The 17,923-nt window shown below is 59.5% G+C and carries 14 protein-coding genes and 2 tRNA genes; 2 read left to right on the forward strand and 14 right to left on the reverse strand.

Translation table 11 applies throughout. The features are described from left to right. Positions 1-35: 35 nt before the first annotated feature. From HQL98_13170 to blaOXA, 4 genes are all read right to left on the reverse strand, one after another. Positions 36-2,801, reverse strand: a complete 2,766-nt coding sequence (locus HQL98_13170) for a CoA-binding protein (GenBank protein MBF0272996.1) — start codon at positions 2,799-2,801, stop codon at positions 36-38. Positions 2,802-2,869: 68 nt separating this feature from the next. Continuing rightward, complete coding sequence (locus HQL98_13175) at positions 2,870-4,144, reverse strand: carboxylate--amine ligase (protein ID MBF0272997.1); 1,275 nt, start codon at positions 4,142-4,144, stop codon at positions 2,870-2,872. Positions 4,145-4,262: 118 nt separating this feature from the next. Then, positions 4,263-4,339: transfer RNA gene (locus HQL98_13180), tRNA-Asp, on the reverse strand. A gap of 207 nt (positions 4,340-4,546) precedes the next feature. Next, positions 4,547-5,380, reverse strand: a complete 834-nt coding sequence (gene blaOXA / locus HQL98_13185) for a class D beta-lactamase (protein MBF0272998.1) — start codon at positions 5,378-5,380, stop codon at positions 4,547-4,549. 200 nt (positions 5,381-5,580) lie between these two features. Between blaOXA and HQL98_13190 the strand changes: the two genes are divergently transcribed. Next, positions 5,581-6,042, forward strand: coding sequence for a hypothetical protein (locus tag HQL98_13190; GenBank protein ID MBF0272999.1), 462 nt, complete (start codon positions 5,581-5,583; stop codon positions 6,040-6,042). A gap of 96 nt (positions 6,043-6,138) precedes the next feature. Here the strand turns inward: HQL98_13190 and HQL98_13195 are convergent. From HQL98_13195 to HQL98_13240, 10 genes are all read right to left on the reverse strand, one after another. Then, positions 6,139-6,214, reverse strand: a tRNA-Val gene (locus HQL98_13195). A 68-nt stretch (positions 6,215-6,282) separates the two neighbouring features. Continuing rightward, positions 6,283-6,696, reverse strand: coding sequence for an HU family DNA-binding protein (locus HQL98_13200; protein ID MBF0273000.1), 414 nt, complete (start codon positions 6,694-6,696; stop codon positions 6,283-6,285). Positions 6,697-6,859: 163 nt separating this feature from the next. Beyond that, complete coding sequence (gene lon, locus HQL98_13205; protein ID MBF0273001.1) at positions 6,860-9,319, reverse strand: endopeptidase La; 2,460 nt, start codon at positions 9,317-9,319, stop codon at positions 6,860-6,862. Between the two features lie 47 nt (positions 9,320-9,366). Then, entirely contained in the window at positions 9,367-10,638 is a 1,272-nt protein-coding gene (clpX, locus tag HQL98_13210) for an ATP-dependent Clp protease ATP-binding subunit ClpX (GenBank protein MBF0273002.1), read from the reverse strand. Positions 10,639-10,728: 90 nt separating this feature from the next. Continuing rightward, complete coding sequence (gene clpP, locus HQL98_13215) at positions 10,729-11,334, reverse strand: ATP-dependent Clp endopeptidase proteolytic subunit ClpP (GenBank protein ID MBF0273003.1); 606 nt, start codon at positions 11,332-11,334, stop codon at positions 10,729-10,731. A gap of 108 nt (positions 11,335-11,442) precedes the next feature. Then, on the reverse strand, positions 11,443-12,765 hold the full coding sequence (tig, locus tag HQL98_13220) for a trigger factor (protein MBF0273004.1): 1,323 nt from the start codon (positions 12,763-12,765) through the stop codon (positions 11,443-11,445). A 98-nt stretch (positions 12,766-12,863) separates the two neighbouring features. Further along, positions 12,864-13,607, reverse strand: coding sequence for a SapC family protein (locus HQL98_13225; protein ID MBF0273005.1), 744 nt, complete (start codon positions 13,605-13,607; stop codon positions 12,864-12,866). Positions 13,608-13,693: 86 nt separating this feature from the next. Continuing rightward, positions 13,694-14,239, reverse strand: coding sequence for a hypothetical protein (locus tag HQL98_13230; protein ID MBF0273006.1), 546 nt, complete (start codon positions 14,237-14,239; stop codon positions 13,694-13,696). Between the two features lie 11 nt (positions 14,240-14,250). Next, the gene (arsS, locus tag HQL98_13235; GenBank protein MBF0273007.1) at positions 14,251-15,204 is read right to left on the reverse strand and encodes an arsenosugar biosynthesis radical SAM protein ArsS; all 954 of its coding nucleotides are present in this window, start codon (positions 15,202-15,204) and stop codon (positions 14,251-14,253) included. 139 nt (positions 15,205-15,343) lie between these two features. Beyond that, the gene (locus HQL98_13240; GenBank protein MBF0273008.1) at positions 15,344-17,182 is read right to left on the reverse strand and encodes a hypothetical protein; all 1,839 of its coding nucleotides are present in this window, start codon (positions 17,180-17,182) and stop codon (positions 15,344-15,346) included. A 447-nt stretch (positions 17,183-17,629) separates the two neighbouring features. On the opposite strand from HQL98_13240, the gene HQL98_13245 reads away from it, so the two are divergent. Then, positions 17,630-17,923 (forward strand): hypothetical protein (locus HQL98_13245; GenBank protein MBF0273009.1); only part of this gene is annotated, 294 nt, incomplete at its 3' end.

Here is a 17,923-nt window from a genome sequence, read left to right on the forward strand (position 1 = left end):
GGGGTTGGGTGCAAACCAAAACCGGAAAGCGCGAATCAGGCCACGTAGGAACAGGCGCTGGCGGCTGTGCGGGTATCCATGTCGCGACCCCGGTTGGTGTGGTCGTCCACCTCGGCGGCGGTGCCGATCATGCGACCAAACAAGAAGGTGATGAAGGCGGCGCTCTCCATGGAATCGGCGGAGATTTCGCCCCGGGCATAGGGTTTCCAGAGCATCTTCAACAAGATCACCGCGATCACCGCATCCACGTTGACACAGTAGATGTCACGGCTGATGCCGGTCTTGAACATGGCGTGAACCAGCTTGTGATAGAAATCCTGGAAGATGTTGTAGGATCCTCTTTGTTTGAAGAGATTGTCCACGAACACTTCCCGGGGATCGAAGTTTTCCGGTTTGCCCTTGAACACCGGATGGTTGACGCAGGGGATCTTGGCGTAATCCATGCTGCCGGAGAATTTGGCCTTGGCCTTGTAGGCTTTGTATTCGTTGGTGAATTTCAGGGCCATTTCCATGAGATCCAGGCCGTGGTTCTGGTCGCCCGGATCCACCAGACCCGAATCCTTGAACCGTTCCATCAAGAAGGCGATGGCCTCGTAGCCGTTGCCGCCATGGGCGAAACCGGTGTGGGAGAGGAACCCCAGATAGGCCTTGTTGATCTGGATGCGTTCCGGGGCCATGGGACCATCGGCGCTGACGGCGCCTTTGGGGCCTTGGGCGGAGATGGTGCCGGGTCCGTTGGTGACCAGCAGTCCCACCAGCACCGAAAAGCTGAACAGTTCTTCTTCCGTGGGACGACGCCCGAACAACGACAGGAAGGCGGTTTCGGTGAAGCTCCAGGATTCGAGCATTTCGCCGGTGTCCACGCCGTAGAAATTTTTCTTGTCTTGTTTGTCCGAGGGGACCACACACCCCACCAAGGTGCTGAAAATGCGGAAATGCCACGGCATGGCCAGCATGGTGGTCACCGACAACCGACGCCGCACCAGGGGACGCCAAGCCAGATGACAACAAATGGCCGCCAGCACCGTGCTGTCCCTGGCCCCTTCGCCGCCGCCGCCCAGAGCCTTGAGGAACTCCAAAAAGACCGATTTGCAGCCACGATTTTCCAGGGCGGTGAGCATGGACTTGCCCCGTTTGCCGCTTTTGCCGGAGACCAGCACATCCCGGGCGCCGTTTTCGGCGGCCTTGGCCAGAATGGGCTGAAAATCAAAGGAAAGATCCGTAGGATCCGCCAGTCCGGAAAGACCGAAGAGATCCACAAAGGCTTGCATGGCCTCTTTGGCGGGTTTGACTTCGTTGGGGCCGACCATGGCGATGCCGGTGGACAGCACCACATTGGGGCTGCTGCCGGCTTCCCGGGCCGCGTCGGCGGCCAGCAGGGCCGGGGATGCGCTGTGGTTGACAAAGGCGTTCAGGGCCACATTGGCCATGGCCTGTCCCGTGGCATCCGGATATTCCCGGATCAAGGACAACACCAGATTCTCTTCCAGGGTGTGGGTGGAGGCATCCAGCACGCTCATCCCGTGGAGTTGGGAAACCTGAGTCTTGGCATCCATGCGGGAGGCGCCGGAACAATCCTTCATCGCCTGTCTGGGGAAGATGGCGCCCACCTGTTTGGCCAGGGCGGCGATCTGCTCGTTGTAGGGATGGAGGGCTTCCACCACCGGCAGTTGCAGCTCCTTGGGCAGGGGGATGTCCTGATTGGCGAAGAACCAGCATTTGGGCGCCAGATTGCCCCGGGGCTCGAAGTCGGGCCGGATGCCGTTCATCATCATCACGGCGGTCATGGCCAGGGGGATGTGGGCGATGTTGGTGACCACCGCGCCCTTGGCCGAACAGGCCGGAGTTTCCGGGGTGAAGATCGCCTTGACGCCGAATTTGTCCATGAACCATTTTTCTTTGGCCAAGGCGTCGTCGCCGGAACCGGCGATGGCTCCCGCATGGCCGCAGGAACGGGTCAGTTTGGCTTTCCAGCGACCCACGACACAGGCCACCACCGGCTTGTGGAATACCAGATCCCGCTCGTAGTATCCACCCGGCTCGATGTACATCACCGCCGCCTTGGTGCGGTTGTCGTTGTGCATGGCGTGGGTGAATTCCGGGGCGGCGAAGTGGATGTAGACATCCTTGCCCGAGGAGACCGACACCGTGGTGCCCCAACCGGCGGTGAGCAGATAGGTGGCGATGGTGGTGGTGAAGTTGCCGGAGTTGGAATACAGACCGATGGAACCCGGAACCAGGGACTCTTCCGGGGCGTTGCCCCCCAGAGCGCCACCGATGCGCACATGGTTGTGGGCGTCGCCGATACCCAGGCAGTTGGCTCCGAAGACATCCACACCGCGCCACTGGCAGTATTGACGGATCATGCGGGCGTGTTTGACCTTCACCTTTTCGGTGAGGATCACCACCTTGTTGAGGTCGGGGTTGACCCGCACCGCCTCGATGACCGCATCCTTGACGCCGTCCGGTGGCACATAGACCACGGCGACGTTGAATTTTTTGCCGTCGTTGAGGGCTTCCAGGACGTTGTTGTAGACCGGAATATCACCCAACTTGGTTTTCATCACCGCGCCGGAACGTCCGGGCTGTACGCCGCAGACGATGTTGCCGCCGGAGTATTCATGGCTGATGGGGGTGACGGTGGTGCTTTCGCCACCCAGAATATTGAGTACGCACACCCGGTCGTCCTTGGTGGCCAAGTCGGCCAGGGAGTGGATGCCCACGTAATAGGGGAACTCCTTCTCGCCCCGGGGATTTTGCTGATGTTGCCCTTGGGTGGGCAGGGTATTCAAGGATGTCATGGAAAACCTCTTTCCCGTTGAATGCGCGACGAATCGGACCGAATCGTTTGTGGAAGTGACGACCCGAACTAGTTCTTGATGCCCAGTTTCTCGGCAATGACTTTGCGGCCACCATTTTTCATCCAGGTGTCCACGGCCACCGCGTAGTTGATCACTTCGCTCATGGCAGAGTCATAACCGAACATCGCGTAGGGGATTCCCAGCGAGTCCAGGGTGTCTTTGAGATAGCCCAGTCCCTGCACCAGATTGGGTCCACCGCGTCCCACCACCACGAAGACCGGAGTGGGGCCGCGTTCGTTGAAATAGCTGCGCAGGCCATCCCCCATGGCGCGGAAAGTCTCGAAGATGTCGGTATTGTTGGCTTTGCCGCCGATCAGAAAAAGCACATTGGTTTGGGAAAGCCAGTGTTTGTAGGTGATATCGCTGATTTGTTTCATTTTGGCATACGGGGGGTTGCCACCGAAGTCCGAGGAGATGGTGGCCAAGTCTCCCAGGAGTTCCGTCACCAGGGCATTGGCTCCGCCGCCGAAGGTCATGGCCGTGATGCTGCCCGCCGGATTGATCACATAGACATCCGACTGGCCCTGATAGGTGCGCAGTTGATTGACTTCCAGCTCGTAGTCCGACAGATTGACCGTATCCAGGCTGCTGGGCAGGTTCAGGCGTTGGGCGTTGCGGTCGTCGCCGTCGAAGGAACATTTGAAGTCGCAGGCGATGGGGACCAGACGACCATTGGGATCCCGCCACATGCGGATCGGATTGATTTCCAGGGTGGTCATGCCATAGCTGTTGAACAGATCCCACAGCTTGGTGATGTTTTGCACCAGGGGGCTCAAGATTTCGTTGGGGGCGTGCATCTTGTCGAGGGCGTTGGAGATGACGAACCCTTTCAAGCCGGTGAGGGGATCGAAGGGCACCACCGCGATTTTGCTCGGGGGCAACTCTTCGATGTCCATGCCGCCGTGGTGGGTGATGGTCAAGGTGGGAGCGCGATACAAGGTGTTGTCGGTCAGGGAGACATAGATTTCATGTTCCGCCTTCACGAAGCCCTCGAAGGTGACCCCTTCGGATTTGGAGGTCTGATTGCCGTGGGTATGCTCGACAAAGTAAAGACGCTCTTTTTCCTTGAGGGCGGTGCGCACATCGGTGGCCTTGCCCACCAGACCCGCTTTGCCTTTTTTGCCGATTCCGCCTTTGAAGATGGGTTTGATCAGGCATCCCCCCCACTTGTTGATCAGTGCCTGGATCTCTTCGGGAGTCGCTTCCGGACCCAGCACTTCGGCGGTCGGAAAATCGACATACTTGAGTAATTTGGCCCCCCATTTCATGCCGGTGATTTGCATCGGTGCGGTTCCCCACTCTTTTTAGATTTAGGTTGATCCTCGGATGACGCTGAAACAAAAAACGGGTAAGTTCGGCACATTATATGCCGTTCATTACCCGTTCCTTGAGCATCGTATATGGCGGGAGCGACGGGGCTCGAACCCGCGACCTCCGGCGTGACAGGCCGGCATTCTAACCGACTGAACTACGCCCCCGTATTCATATGTATGTATGTGCGCGCTGTTGGTGCGTTTTCACGTTTCCAGCGGCTTGGTGGCGGATTATCCATGGATCCGGAGAGGTCGTCAAGGGATGATCGTATGAGATTCCGCTTGAATTCGATTTCCGGCCACCACAGTTCCTGCCAGTGTGTGATGAGAAGGAGACTGTAATCGATTTTGTTCGGGATGGCAAGCAGGAATTCATGGTGTTGGTGAATTCGGGTGCGAGGGGATGGATTTCAGGGGGGAGTCCAGGGCGTCGATTTGGCGCAAGGCCGCCAGAGCCAGGGATTGGCGCAGCGGAGCCTGTTCCGCCTGGTCCATCCGGATGTGGGTGGCAAACGTGACGAGGCGGCCTTGATTTTCCAGCCAGCCGACATACCAGCCACTCATGGGTTGGCTGGACATGGCCCAGCCTGTTTTGCCGTAAAGGTGGGCGGTTCCGATGGTCTCCTGCGGGATGAGGCGACGCAGACCGGTCAGGGCCGGTTGCGAAAAGGGGAGTTTGCCGGTGGCCACCCGGGCCATGAAGCGGGCCTGTTCCTCCGGGGAGATGGCCAGGGGGCCATCCAGCCAGAAGCGGTCCACTTTTTCGCCGATGGCGCCATTGCCATAGCCGGTTTTGGCGACCCAATCCTGCATGCGTTGCAGACCGATGCGCCGGGCGATGGATTGAAAAACCGGCACAGCCGATACCGCCATGGCCTCTTGTAGGGTCAGATCCTTTTCCCAGGAGGGGAGGGGTTGTGGGGTTTGGTCCCAGGGGAACCGCTCCTCTTGCCGCACCACGCCGGTCTCCAGGGCGATGAGCAGATTGACTACCTTGAAGGTGGATGCGGGCAGAAACCGCTGCTGGCAACGGGCGGGATCCGACAGCCGCATCCGTTCCGGATCCACCTCCATCACGGCGAGACATCCGGATACGCCGGCTCGTTGCAACAGGTCATTCAAGCCGGGATCCGGGAGGGTTTCCGCATGGGCGGAAAACATCATCAAACCAAACATCAGGATCCATCCGGTCATGGCGCGTGGCATGAGGATTCACCGTGTCGATGGGGGAAGGGGAGGATTGGGGACGGGCCTGCCGCGGATGGTCTCATCAACTGCCGGCCATGTACATGTATTGTCAGTCTGGTTCATCCTGGCCGGTGGTGTCCAGTGGCTTTTTTTGGACCTTTTCGGACGTTCTCGGATAAAGTATTCAAGAACCCCTGTTTCGCCCAGGAGATGAACCCATGACCGGTTTTGCTTCGGCTTTCGACACCCACAAATTCATCAAGCAGATGATGGCCACCGGTTTTACCGAAGAGCAGGCCGAAATCCAAGTGCATCTGCTTACGGATATTCTCGGTTATCAACTCTCCACCAAAGCCGATGTCGCCAAGCTGGACGCCCATGTCCTGGAACTCAAACGGGATATCAAGGAGTTGGACGCCAAAACGGATGTCCAAGTCCTGGAACTCAAACGGGATATCAAGGAGTTGGACGCCAAAACGGAAATCCGGCTTAAAGAACTGGACACCAAAATGGAAACCCGGTTCAAGGAATTTGAACTCCGCATGGTGATCAAGCCTGGCGCCATGATCATCGGGGGGATTGGTTTGCTTTTTGGTTTGATGCGGACCTGGCCGCTTCCGGTGCAGTATGTTCCACCAGCCGGTCAGGAGCTGCGCCTTCCTGCCCCTCCTGCGCGTTGACCGTCGAAAAAAGAGAGAACAGACCCTCCCCTTGGACACAAGAACGCCCGTAAATATTGAATTTACGGGCGTTCTCGACTTCTTTGCATCTTGATTTGGTAGGCGGAACAGGGATCGAACCCGTGACCCTCGGCTTGTAAGGCCGATGCTCTCCCAGCTGAGCTATCCGCCCACACGGCGGCAGAGTCTGATGATGCCAGCGCCGGGAGGCGAGGGCGTGACCAGGGCCGCTGTGATGGATCATTTTTTCTTTTTGATCACTTTCTTTTCGGCGGCGGCAACCGGGGTCGGGGCCGGGGTGGGAGCCGGAGCAACCGGAGCGGCGACCTTCTTGACCGGGGCGGGCTTGGGGGCCGGAGCCGGGGGGGGGGCCGGGGGAACTACGGTGACCGCGTCTTTCAGACCCTTGCCGGGTTTGAACTTGGGCAGTTTGGCAGCCGGGATATTGATTTCGTCGCCGGTGCGGGGATTGCGACCGGTACGGGCAGCCCGTTCCGATACCATGAAAGAGCCAAAGCCCACCAGATTGACTTGTTGACCCTCTTTCAGGGCGTTCTGGATGGCATGGATCGTGGCGTCAATGGCATCGGAGGCCTGGATTTTGGTCAATTTGGCTTCTGCGGCAACGGAATCGACGAGTTCAGATTTGTTCAATGGAGGTTCTCCCCTAGCATGACGTTCCCGATAACCCCGAATGCGCGTTTTTTTAGAACGTTGCCGGGGTCGCATCCGGGGTTACTATACGTTGCAGATTCATGGTGTCAAGCGATTTTTCGCGTTCTGGCTTACATTCTGGTGATCGCTGACCCCTGGAAATTCAGTGGGTGATGGGGGGGGTATCTACCCGCTCCCCGTCTCCGGGAATGAGCAGCGCCGGATCCGGATTTTCCAGCGGACCGGGAGCAGGTTCGGCGCTTTTGAGCGTATTTTTCATCGTGCCCCGCAACGCCAGGCTGAGGACCTGATCCATGTGGGTGACGGGATGAATCTCCAGATCCTTGAGGATGCTCAAGGAGATTTCTTTGAGATCCTTGACGTTTTCTTCCGGAATGATGATGTGCTTGACCCCGGCGCGATGGGCGGCGAGCAGTTTTTCCTTCAGGCCGCCGATGATCAGCACCCGTCCCCGCAAGGTGATTTCGCCGGTCATGGCCACATCCTTGCGTACCGGAATGCCATACAGGGCGCTCACCAAGGCGGTACACATGGCGATGCCCGCCGAAGGACCATCCTTGGGGGTGGCGCCTTCCGGCACGTGGATGTGGATGTCGCGTTTCTGGAAGAACTCTTCGCTTTCCATGCCCCACTCCCGGGAGCGGGAACGGGCGTAGGTGAGGGCTGCCTGGGCCGACTCCTGCATCACGTCGCCGAGTTTGCCGGTGGTGGTGAGCTTGCCCTTGCCATCGATGTGAATGCTTTCGATGGTGAGCAGTTCCCCGCCCACTTCGGTCCAGGCCAGACCGGTGGCCACACCCACCAGATCCTCTTCTTCCGCCAGTCCGAACCGGTAGCGCCGCACTCCCAGATATTTGGCCAGACTCTTGGAGCCGATGGCCACCCGTTCGTGTTTGGGATCCGTGAGAATGGCCCGGGCCGACTTGCGGCACAATCCGGCGATTTCCCGATCCAGGTTGCGCACCCCGGACTCCCGGGTGTAGTAGCGGATGATGTCCATCAATCCCGCCGACGAAAGGGTGAATTCGCCTTCCTTGAGTCCATGGGCCTCCATCTCTTTGGGAATGAGATATTTGGTGGCGATGCGCATTTTTTCTTGTTCCGTGTACCCGGCCAGCCGGATGATCTCCATGCGGTCGAGGAGGGGACGGGGAATGTTGAGGCTGTTGGCGGTGGTGATGAACATCACCTTGGACAGGTCGTAATCCACCTCCAGGTAGTGATCGTTGAAGGCGGCGTTTTGTTCCGGATCCAGCACTTCCAGCAGCGCCGAGGAGGGATCGCCCCGGAAGTCCGAACCCACCTTGTCGATTTCGTCCAGCAGGAAGAGCGGATTGCTGGAGCCGGCTTTTTTCATCGACTGGATGATCTTGCCCGGCATGGAACCGATGTAGGTGCGGCGATGACCGCGGATTTCCGCTTCGTCCCGGATGCCTCCCAGGGAGATGCGCACGTATTCCCGACCCGAGGCCCGGGCGATTGATTTGGCCAGCGAGGTCTTGCCCACGCCCGGCGGACCCACCAGACACAGGATCGGACCTTTGATCTTTTCCACCTTCATTTGCACGGCGAGCTGTTCCAGGATCCGTTCCTTGACCTTTTCCAGACCCCAGTGGTCCTCTTCCAGGATCTCTTCGGCCCGGGCCAGATCGTGTTTGAGTTCCGTGCCTTTGCTCCAGGGCAGGTTGACCAGCCAGTCCACGTAGTTGCGCACCACCGTGGCTTCGGCGGACATGGGGGCCATCTGCTTGAGTTTTTTCAGTTCCGACTCGGCCTTTTTGCGGGCCTCTTCCGACATGCCCACGGTGGCGATTTTTTCCGCCAGTTCGTTGATTTCGTCCTTGTCGTCGTCCTTGTCACCCAGTTCCTTCTGGATGGCTTTCATTTGTTCGTTCAGGTAGTAGTCCCGGTGGCTTTTTTCCATCTGCCGCTTGACGCGACCCCGTACCCGTTTTTCCACCTGGAGCACATCGATCTCTTGTTCCAGCACCAGCAGCAGACGCTCCAGACGGGCGCTGACGGTGGGCAGTTCCAGGAGTTCTTGTTTTTCCGTCACTTTCAGCGCCACATGGGTGGCGGCGATGTCCGCCAGACGGGCCGGCTCGTGGACCGATTGCAGGGTCTGCAACACTTCCGGCGCGATTTTTTTGTTGAGCTTGGCGTAGTTGTCGAACTGCTCGATCACCGAGCGCATCATGGCCTGGCATTCGGTGGGATCCGATGGCTCGTCCTCGACGTAACGCCCTTCCACCAGATAATAGGGATCCTTCTGGAAGTAGCGCCGGATCTGCATGCGCCGTCCTCCTTCCACCAGCACCTTGACCGTGCCGTCCGGCAGCTTGAGGACTTGCAGGATGGTGCCCACCACGCCGATGGCGTAGATTTCTTCTTGTTCCGGGCTGTCGTTGGTGGCGACCTTCTGGGCCACCAGCAGAATCTGACGGCTCTCTTCCCGGGAGGTCACCGCCTCCAAGGCGCGGATCGACCGCTCCCGTCCGACGAACAGCGGCACGATCATGTGGGGAAAAACGACGATATCTCTCAAGGGAAGCGCGGGGATGCGCACCAGTTGTGTGGCGAGGGATTCCTTGTGACTGGGCATGACGGTCGGATGCTCCCGTTTTTTATGTGAAGGTGATTTCTTCTTTTTCAAGCCTGGGCCGCCATGGGAGGATCCTCATGGATGAGCAGCGGCTCCGCGTCGTTTTCGATGCACTCCTGGTTGATCACCACCTCGGTGACATCGTTCATCGAGGGAATGTCGAACATGATTCCCAGCAGCACCGATTCCAGAATGGCGCGCAATCCACGGGCCCCGGTCTTGCGTTTGATCGCCTTGCGGGCCACAGCCCGGACCGCCTCATCGGTGAAGGTCAGGCGGACTCCTTCCATGGAGAGCAGTTTGGCGTATTGCTTGAGCAGGGCATTGCGCGGTTCTCTGAGTATTTTGATCAACGCGTCTTGATCCAGTTCCTCCAAAGTTGCAATAACCGGAAGACGACCGACGAATTCCGGAATCAGACCGAATTGCAACAGGTCTTCGGGTTCCAGCATGGCCAGCAGTTCGTTGACGCGGGTTTCGGTGTCGCCCCGTTTCACCTGGGCGCCGAAGCCGATACCGTGATGTTTGTTGGAACGCCGTTCGATCACCTTTTCCAGGCCGTTGAACGCCCCGCCACAGATGATCAGGATATTGGTGGTGTCCACCTGGAGATATTCCTGCTGGGGGTGTTTGCGTCCGCCTTGGGGGGGGACGCTGGCGATGGTGCCTTCGATGATTTTCAGCAGGGCCTGCTGCACCCCTTCTCCGGAGACATCCCGGGTGATGGAGGGATTTTCCGACTTGCGGGAGATTTTGTCGATTTCGTCGATGAAGACGATGCCCCGCTGGGCCTTTTCCACGTCGTTGTCCGCGGCCTGGAGCAGACGCAGAATGATGTTTTCCACATCCTCGCCCACATAGCCCGCTTCCGTGAGGGTGGTGGCGTCGGTGATGGTGAACGGCACATCCAGGATTTTTGCCAGGGTCTGGGCCAGCAGGGTCTTGCCGCAGCCGGTGGGACCGATCAGCAGCAGATTGCTTTTGGCGATCTCCACATCCTCGTGGGGGGTGGCGTTTTTGCTTTCCAGGCGCTTGTAATGGTTGTAGACCGCTACCGAGAGGATGCGTTTGGCCTTGTCCTGACCGATCACATACTCATCGAGGATCGCCTTGATCTCCTGGGGAACCGGGATGCCGGACCGCTTGCGCATCGGGCCACCCTCGGGTTTTTCCTCCTTGATGATGTCCCGGCACAGATCGACGCACTCGTTGCAGATGAAAACCGATGGTCCGGCGATGAGCTTGCGCACCTCGTGTTGGGTCTTGCCGCAGAAATTGCAGTGCAAAAGCGTGCCGGAATCCGAAATTTTCTTGGCCATGGATGTGACTCGTTCCTTCAATAGCGACCGTGGATCATCTTCGTGTGAAGATGAGACGATAAAGAAAAATGGTCCTCGCTGAAAGAGACTTTATTGGGTTTCGTCCGTCGGGAGATCCCGTTTGTTGATCACCCGGTCCGCCAGACCGAAGGCGCACGCCTCGTCGGCTTCCATGAAGTTGTCTCTGTCCATGTCGCGGGCGATGCGGCGCACCGGTTGTCCGGTGTGGTTGGCCAGAATCTGGTTGAGCCGTTCCCGGATGCGCAAAATCTCTTTGGCGTGAATCTGGATGTCTTCGGCCTGCCCCTGGAATCCCCCGGAGGGTTGATGGATCATCACCCGGGAGTTGGGCAGCAGCAGCCGTTTGCCTTTGGCTCCCGCGGCCAGCAGCACCGCTCCCATGCTCGCCGCCTGACCGACGCACAGGGTACTCACATCCGGTCGGATGAACTGCATGGTATCGTAGATGGCCATGCCCGCCGTCACCACACCACCCGGACTGTTGATGTACAGATGGATATCTTTTTCCGGGTTTTCCGATTCCAAAAAGAGCAGCTGGGCAACGACCAGATTGGCGGATTCATCGTTGACCGGCCCGACCAGGAACACCACCCGTTCCTTGAGCAGTCGGGAATAGATGTCGTAAGCCCGTTCGCCGCGATTGGTGGTCTCGACCACCATGGGAACCAGATTCATGGCAATACCTTAAAAAAGAAAGAGCCTTCAAGGAGGATGTGCGCGGGAGCGTGCCCGATGCCTGGCCGGGTTCCCCCGCGCACACTTAAATAAAGGTCGTGGATGGACCTAGTTGTCCGTCAGCAGCGCGTCGAGGGCGATGGTTTCGTCCGTGACCGTGCCGTTGCCGAGAATCCATTCGTTGACCATTTCTTCCAGCACGGCGCCGCGAATGCCGTCCATGCGGCTTTCGTCGGAGCGGGCCCATTGTTTGAACTCACGGGCCTGGGCGCCGTAGGCCGCCGCCAGGGCATCCAGACGGGCCGCCACCCGGGCGTCGTCCACCTGCATGTTCTCCTGTTTGGCGATGGCCCCGAGCAGCAATCCCAGTCGTACCCGCCGTTCCGCCGTTTCCCGGAAACCGCTGGCCAGCATGTCGTCGTTGAGGCCGTGCTGGGCCGGATCCATGCCCCGGTTGACGGTCTCCTCCTTGAACTGGGCCACCATGGCGCGCACTTCCCGCTCCACGATCTTGCTGGGCAGTTCAAAGGGATTGGCGCCCACCAGGGCGTCATGGATTCGACGCTGAACCCGTTTTTCCGTGGCCAGGGCCGCCCGTTTGGTCAGTTGTTCCCGGATGGACTCCCGGAGCCGTTCCAGACCCCCTTCGGTGATGCCTTCCGCCATGGCTAAGGCGTCGTCGATCTCGGGCAGCACCCGGGTGCGCACCTCGGTGACGGAACACTGGAACAGCGCCTCTTTGCCCGCCAGATGGGCTGCGGAATAGCTTTCCGGGAAGGAGACCTTCACATCCCGGTTTTCACCCGGCGCGATGCCGATGAGTTGATCCTCGAAGCCGGGAATGAAACGTCCACTGCCCAGTTCCAGCACATAGCCTTCCGCCTCGCCTCCCGGGAACGGTTCGTCATCGACGAATCCCTTGAAGTTCAGCACCACCTGATCTCCCGAAGCGGCCTGACGACCCTCCACCGCCTCGTAGCGGGCGCGGCGTTCCCGTACCTGTTCCAAGGCGGCGGCCACGTCCGCGTCCGTCACTTCGGCGACGGGGCGGGTGAGGGCCATTTCCCGGTATCCTTCGGCCTTGACCTCGGGCATGATCTGCATGGTGACCGTGAACACGAACGGTTGACCCCGGGTGACCGGCTGTTCGCTGTTGAATTCCGGATCATCCGCCGGGCGCAGATTTTGCCCCTTCACGGCCTTGTTCAGACCCTCATGCATCAGCCGTTCCATCACCGCCTGGGCGAGATGATCCTTGAAGCGTGTCTCCAGATGTTTTCTGGGGGTTTTGCCAGGACGGAATCCTGGCAGCTTGACGCTTCCGGCCAGACGTTGGAGTTCCAGATCCAGCGATTGATTGACCTGCTCGGCCTCCACGCGCACCGTGATGGTGCGATCCAAGGCGCCGGTTTCCTCGACAGTGACTTCCATGACATCCCCGATATGGTTGCGGTTTGCGAATCGAAAAAAGATACCCCCCGTCCGTGTCGAAAAGCAATCCTTCCCGCCGGATGAGGGATATTGGACCCTCAGGATTCAGGGTCGGGTTCCCGGGAGGCCAGGAGATTGGCCAAACGGTTGATGTTGGCCAGGGAGATCAGATGGGAATAGATCCATCCCAGCTCTCCGGAACGAAACAGCTCCATCGCCTTGGGTTCTTCCAGGGCGAGCAATTTTTTTTCATCCACGGCCAACAGTCCCTGCATGGCGAACTTCTGACCGCCGGTCGTCTCCACCCGGGCCGACAGGTTCACCAGCAGTTCCAGTTCTTGCAGACGCTGGATGAAGATTTCGGTGCGTCGGAAACCCTCCTGGCATTCCTGAAGAAAACGGATGGTGTTGTTCATCAGAAGGGAAGGCTCTCCGCTTTCCGTGAAGAGCGATTCGCCGGTTTCCGTGTTGAATCCGGGATAGGTGGCGTCCAGACAGACGGCCCACTGATCCGGATCCGCGCCGCTTTCCGCCAGGATGAAGGGATAACGGCGCACAAAGGCCGGCACATAATGGGCATTCCAGCGGGCATCCGCACCGATGAACAGATTTTCGTCGGCCCGCACCCCCAGCAGCGCCGCAGCCAGGATTCCCCCTGTGTTGGCCTGAATGAACACAATCGGATACTCCTTGGCCGCGTGATGGAACTCCGGTCCCGCCAGGGGTACCGAATTGGCCCGGGCGGCGAACGACAGATCGGCACGGCTGACATCCAGCCGCAGGTTCTGGTGATGTTCCTTGCGGATCGGTTCTGGGCGGCCATAAAACATGACTTGAGACATGGTGTCAAGAATCCTGTGATCGTTTAGAGTGGTCCAACCGTCAATCGGCATGGACGGCTCTTGGGGTTTCCGGGAGCATCCTTTCGCTAGTGCAGCACACGGCCTCCTTCGGGGGAGGTGACCGACGGGGTGAAGCCTGGAGTCAGGTGCAATTCCAGTTGCCATTCCGCCGAGGCCACGGCGTCGGCCAACAGTTTGCAAAAAGCGTGCAGAAGCTGCGTATCCATGGCCAACTCGATGCCATACCCTTGTTCCGGGTGCAGGTGGAGCATGCGGATCTGATCCTGACCCGGTACGGCGGCGATGCGGGCGTGGGCCGCCAGAATCGGTTGTTGTCCCAACGGCATCACCTTGGAGGGGGACTCCTCGAAGGGCGCCTTGAAGTCCGTGGCGGCGGTGGCGTGTTCGTGCATGAACTCCAGCATGGCCGCCCGTACCGTCTGGTCGCCCACTCCGGTGAGGTGGGTGTGGTGTTCCAGGGTCTGGCGCAGCGCGGGCCAGAGCCGTTGCACGAAACGACGGGTCAGCCAGAAACGGAACTCCATGGCATCGGTGGTGTTGATCCGCAACAAGAGACGGTCTTCCACCGGGGCGTAAGCGGCCTGCAATTGATGGACCTTGCCCAGTCCCATGGTGTGCTCCGTCACGGGACCAGTGCGCCCGAGCAGGAGGAGCCGGCTCCGGCGGTACAGGCCAGACAGTGGTCGCCGGTGGCGATGGATCGGGTCGTGGGGGTGGCGGCCAGGGTTTCGACCTGGGAGTGGGGGGTGGTCATCGGCAGCCCCAGGGCCAGATTGAAATCGCAGTCGAACAGTTGTCCATCCCAGCGCACGCTGATCTGATGGCGACACATGAGGTGTTCCAGGGTTTGGGGATTGAAGGCCTGTTGCAACAGGGTGTGATAGCTGCGTTCCTCCCCCCGGCGGCGCAGGTCGGCGCGAAAACGACCGATGGGCATGTTGGTGATGGTCACCAGACGGGTGAAGGCAATGCCGAACCGTTCCCGCAATTGGGTGCGATAGGTCTGTTCCAGCCGGGTCTGGTCCGGGGGCAGGGTGGCGCCCCCCGGATTGTAGACCAGATCCAGGGGCCAACGGTCATCGAGTCCGTAGCCCAGGGCGTTGAGGCGTCGAATGGCTTCGATGGCCCCTTGAAAGGTGCCGGCGCCCCGCTGGCGATCCACATTTTCTTCCAGGTAGCAGGGCAGAGAGCCGGTCAGGGCCACCTGATGATCCCGCAGAAACAGGGCCAGAGAGGACATTTCCGGATCCAGATGGATGGTCAGATTGGTGCGCACCCGCAGGTTGAGGTTCATGGCCCGCACCTTTTGGACCAGTTCCCGGAAATCGGGATGCAGTTCCGGCGCTCCTCCGGTCAGTTCCACGGTGCGACAGCGGGACAGGGGCAGTTGATTCAAAAGATGATCGATGATCGCCGGACTCATGGACTCTTCCCGTCGGGGCGAGGCGCCGATGTGGCAGTGGTGGCACTCCAGGGTGCAGCGCGGTCCCAGATTGATCTGCACGGTTTCCAAAGAGTGGCCGTGCAACTGGGTGGCGCCGGTGAATCGGGCCACATGGCGCAGGAAGTCGTTCATCGGGGATCCGTGGTGGATGGGGTGAGTCGCATGGTTCGGGTCGGAACACAACTGTGATGGCATGAATGGCAGTATAACATGCCATGAACCATCCCGTCCACCGGACATGGTGGTCCGGTTTGCGGATCCTCCATCGTTATTATTCGATTTTGGTCACGTGGCCGTTTTTCCAGGTACCCCGGTATCCGCCTCCGGAGGGGAAACGGAACTCTCCCGCGCCGTGTTTTTTGCCCTGGGACCAGTTGCCGATGTAGCGGGCGCCGTCGTCGTGGACAAAAGTGCCGAATCCGTTGGTGCAATTGCCCTCCACGCAGCCGATCAGCCGGACCGGTGGGGCGATCTCTTTGGGTTTTTCCGGGACGGTTTCGGCCCGGGCCGGACGTTTGATCGGGGGTTCCGGGGGTTTGGCGGCAAGGTTGGGCTGGAAGTTCGGAACCTCCGCGGGGGTGGTGGGCAGTCGGGGTGTGAAGCCGGGGGATCCGGCAGCCGGAAACGGTGGAACCTCCGCCATGGGCGGGATCGGAGCGATGCCGGGTGCGGCGGAAAGGGGTCGGGCCGGGGGTGTGCCACCCAGGGTCGGGGCATTCGTCAGCGCCGCTGGAGGATTGGTGACGGATGACGGACCGGGAATCACGCCAGCCACGGGGGGGATACCGGGGGCGAGGGGCCGGGCCGGGTTGGCGGCAGCTCCTGCGGGGGCGGCGGGTCCGGGGACCAGGGGAGCCATCGATGTCGATGCCGGCGGGTTGGCGTCGGGGCGGGCCGGGTTGGCCGCTGTCGTCGCTGTCGGGGCTGTCGCCGTCGGGGCGGCGGAACCGGGGGGAAGCGCGGGAGGCGTCGAGACCGGCGGGGTGGTGGTGACCACGGGTCGGGTCGGAGGGGTGGCGTTTGCTGTTGGGGTGCCCGCCGGGGGCGTGAATCCGGGGGTCGGAGTCGGGTGTTGGGTGCCGGTCAGGGAGTTTTTGAGGTTTTTGGCCTTTTGGCGGATGTTGCCCATCACCGTGTCCTGCCCCGGCGCTCTGGGAAGCAGTTGCCAGATCAGCAGACCCGTCACGGCGCACAGCACCCCGGCGATGATGAGTACCGGCGCCCGGCGTCTGCGGGGTGCGGTGCTTCGGAAGGGGATGGGGCGTGGTCGTGCCGGGGTTTTTTTGCCGTTTTCGTTTCTTTCGGCGTTTTCGCTTCTCTCCCCGTTGGCCAGAATCTCCTCCAGGGCTTCGCGACAGTGGACGAAATCCGGGCAGGAGGGTACCTGGGTCATCAGGCCGGATTGCAGCATGACCTGATAAAACTCCTGAAGCGTCAACGCCAGTCCGTAGGCCTGCTTGGGCGTGAAACGGCGGTGGGCCATGGCCATGAATTCCACCAGTTCTTTTTCTTCGGCGGTGCGGGCATTTTTGTTCCGTCGGGCCAGAAACGCCTCCCATACCTGGATGCGCCGGACATCGAAATGCAGATTTTCGGTGAATCCGATCCCTTCTTGCTGGGTGACGAATGTGACCAGCTCTTCCGAAAATCCACGGGTATCCATGGGCGGAGCCGTGGCCTGACGCTCTTCCGACAACGGGTTGACGTTCAGTTCTCCCTTGAGTGTCAACGTCTTGAAAAATTCCCGCAGGGTCAAGGCGTAACCGTGGGCGCTTTCCGGACCTTCGTTGTCGTGGATTCTTTTCAAGAAGGCCTGGACATCACCCGGACGCATGGTGCGCAAGGTGAGCTTGTGCGCTTGCAAATGGGATTCGAAGCGGCGGATGCGGGCCGCTTCGAATCCCAGGTAGCGTTCCGGATCGTTTTCGGTGGCATGGTCCAAAAAAAGCGCCAGGGCCGGGGACTGGGAACCCGCATCGTGTTTGCGGCGTTCTTCGGGGTTCACCAGCGCGCCGCACTCCAGACAGGGCAGTGTGTCGCCGACGCGCAAACTCGCGGTCTGGTCCGGCGAAAGAGGGGTGCCGCATTGGGGGCAGGTGAGATGGGGCATCGCCGTGGTCTGAAATTCGGGGTTCGAGGAGTGTTGATTGTATGGTTTGGGTCGTTAATTTGTAAAGCTTGCAAGAATGATTCCTGCTTTCTTCTGGACATCGATGCGTGGAGGGATCGAGGGCGGTTGGGTGGGGTCGGTATTGGGATGAGCGGTAGGGATTGTGTAATGAATAAATTTTAATTAGCGAACATTGCTTTTATTGTCGGATATCGGGGTATAGTTTTAAAAAAGAGGCGTTCATTCTGAATTTAATTATCATCTTGTTATAATTTTTATCCGATGAAGCGGTCATCGTATGGCTTCTGTTTGATAGTTGTCATGATGAATACCGTTAATAATTGGAAATAGTAATATTGATCATGGGTTGATGGCGTGGAGGATGTGGCGATCCGTTTGGAAGAAATTTCAACTTCAGTTATTGTGCGCCTCAAAGAAAGTGAGAAAGTGCGAGAGCGGCAAGTGCAGGCGGCGGGGGAACGGTTGGAGCAGCAGGTGGGGGCTTTGTTGGTCGGGAGGGGTATCGGGGAGGAAGGGGTGTTTCTGGCCAGGATTCGGGAGTTGGCCCAGGCTTTTGGGCGTGGGGTGGGTCGGCTGACCCGTGATTATACTAAAAATCATTTTTTGGCGCGGGAGTTGTTGCAGCAGTTGGATTTGCCCACCATCTGGCCCCGTTCGGTGGACACGCGTTTGTTGGTATGGCGGGGAGAGGTGCAGGCCCGTCTGGATCGGCTGGCCGAG

The sequence above is a fragment of the Magnetococcales bacterium genome (genome assembly GCA_015231755.1).
In the GTDB taxonomy this organism is placed as follows: Bacteria; Pseudomonadota; Magnetococcia; order Magnetococcales; family Magnetaquicoccaceae; genus Magnetaquiglobus.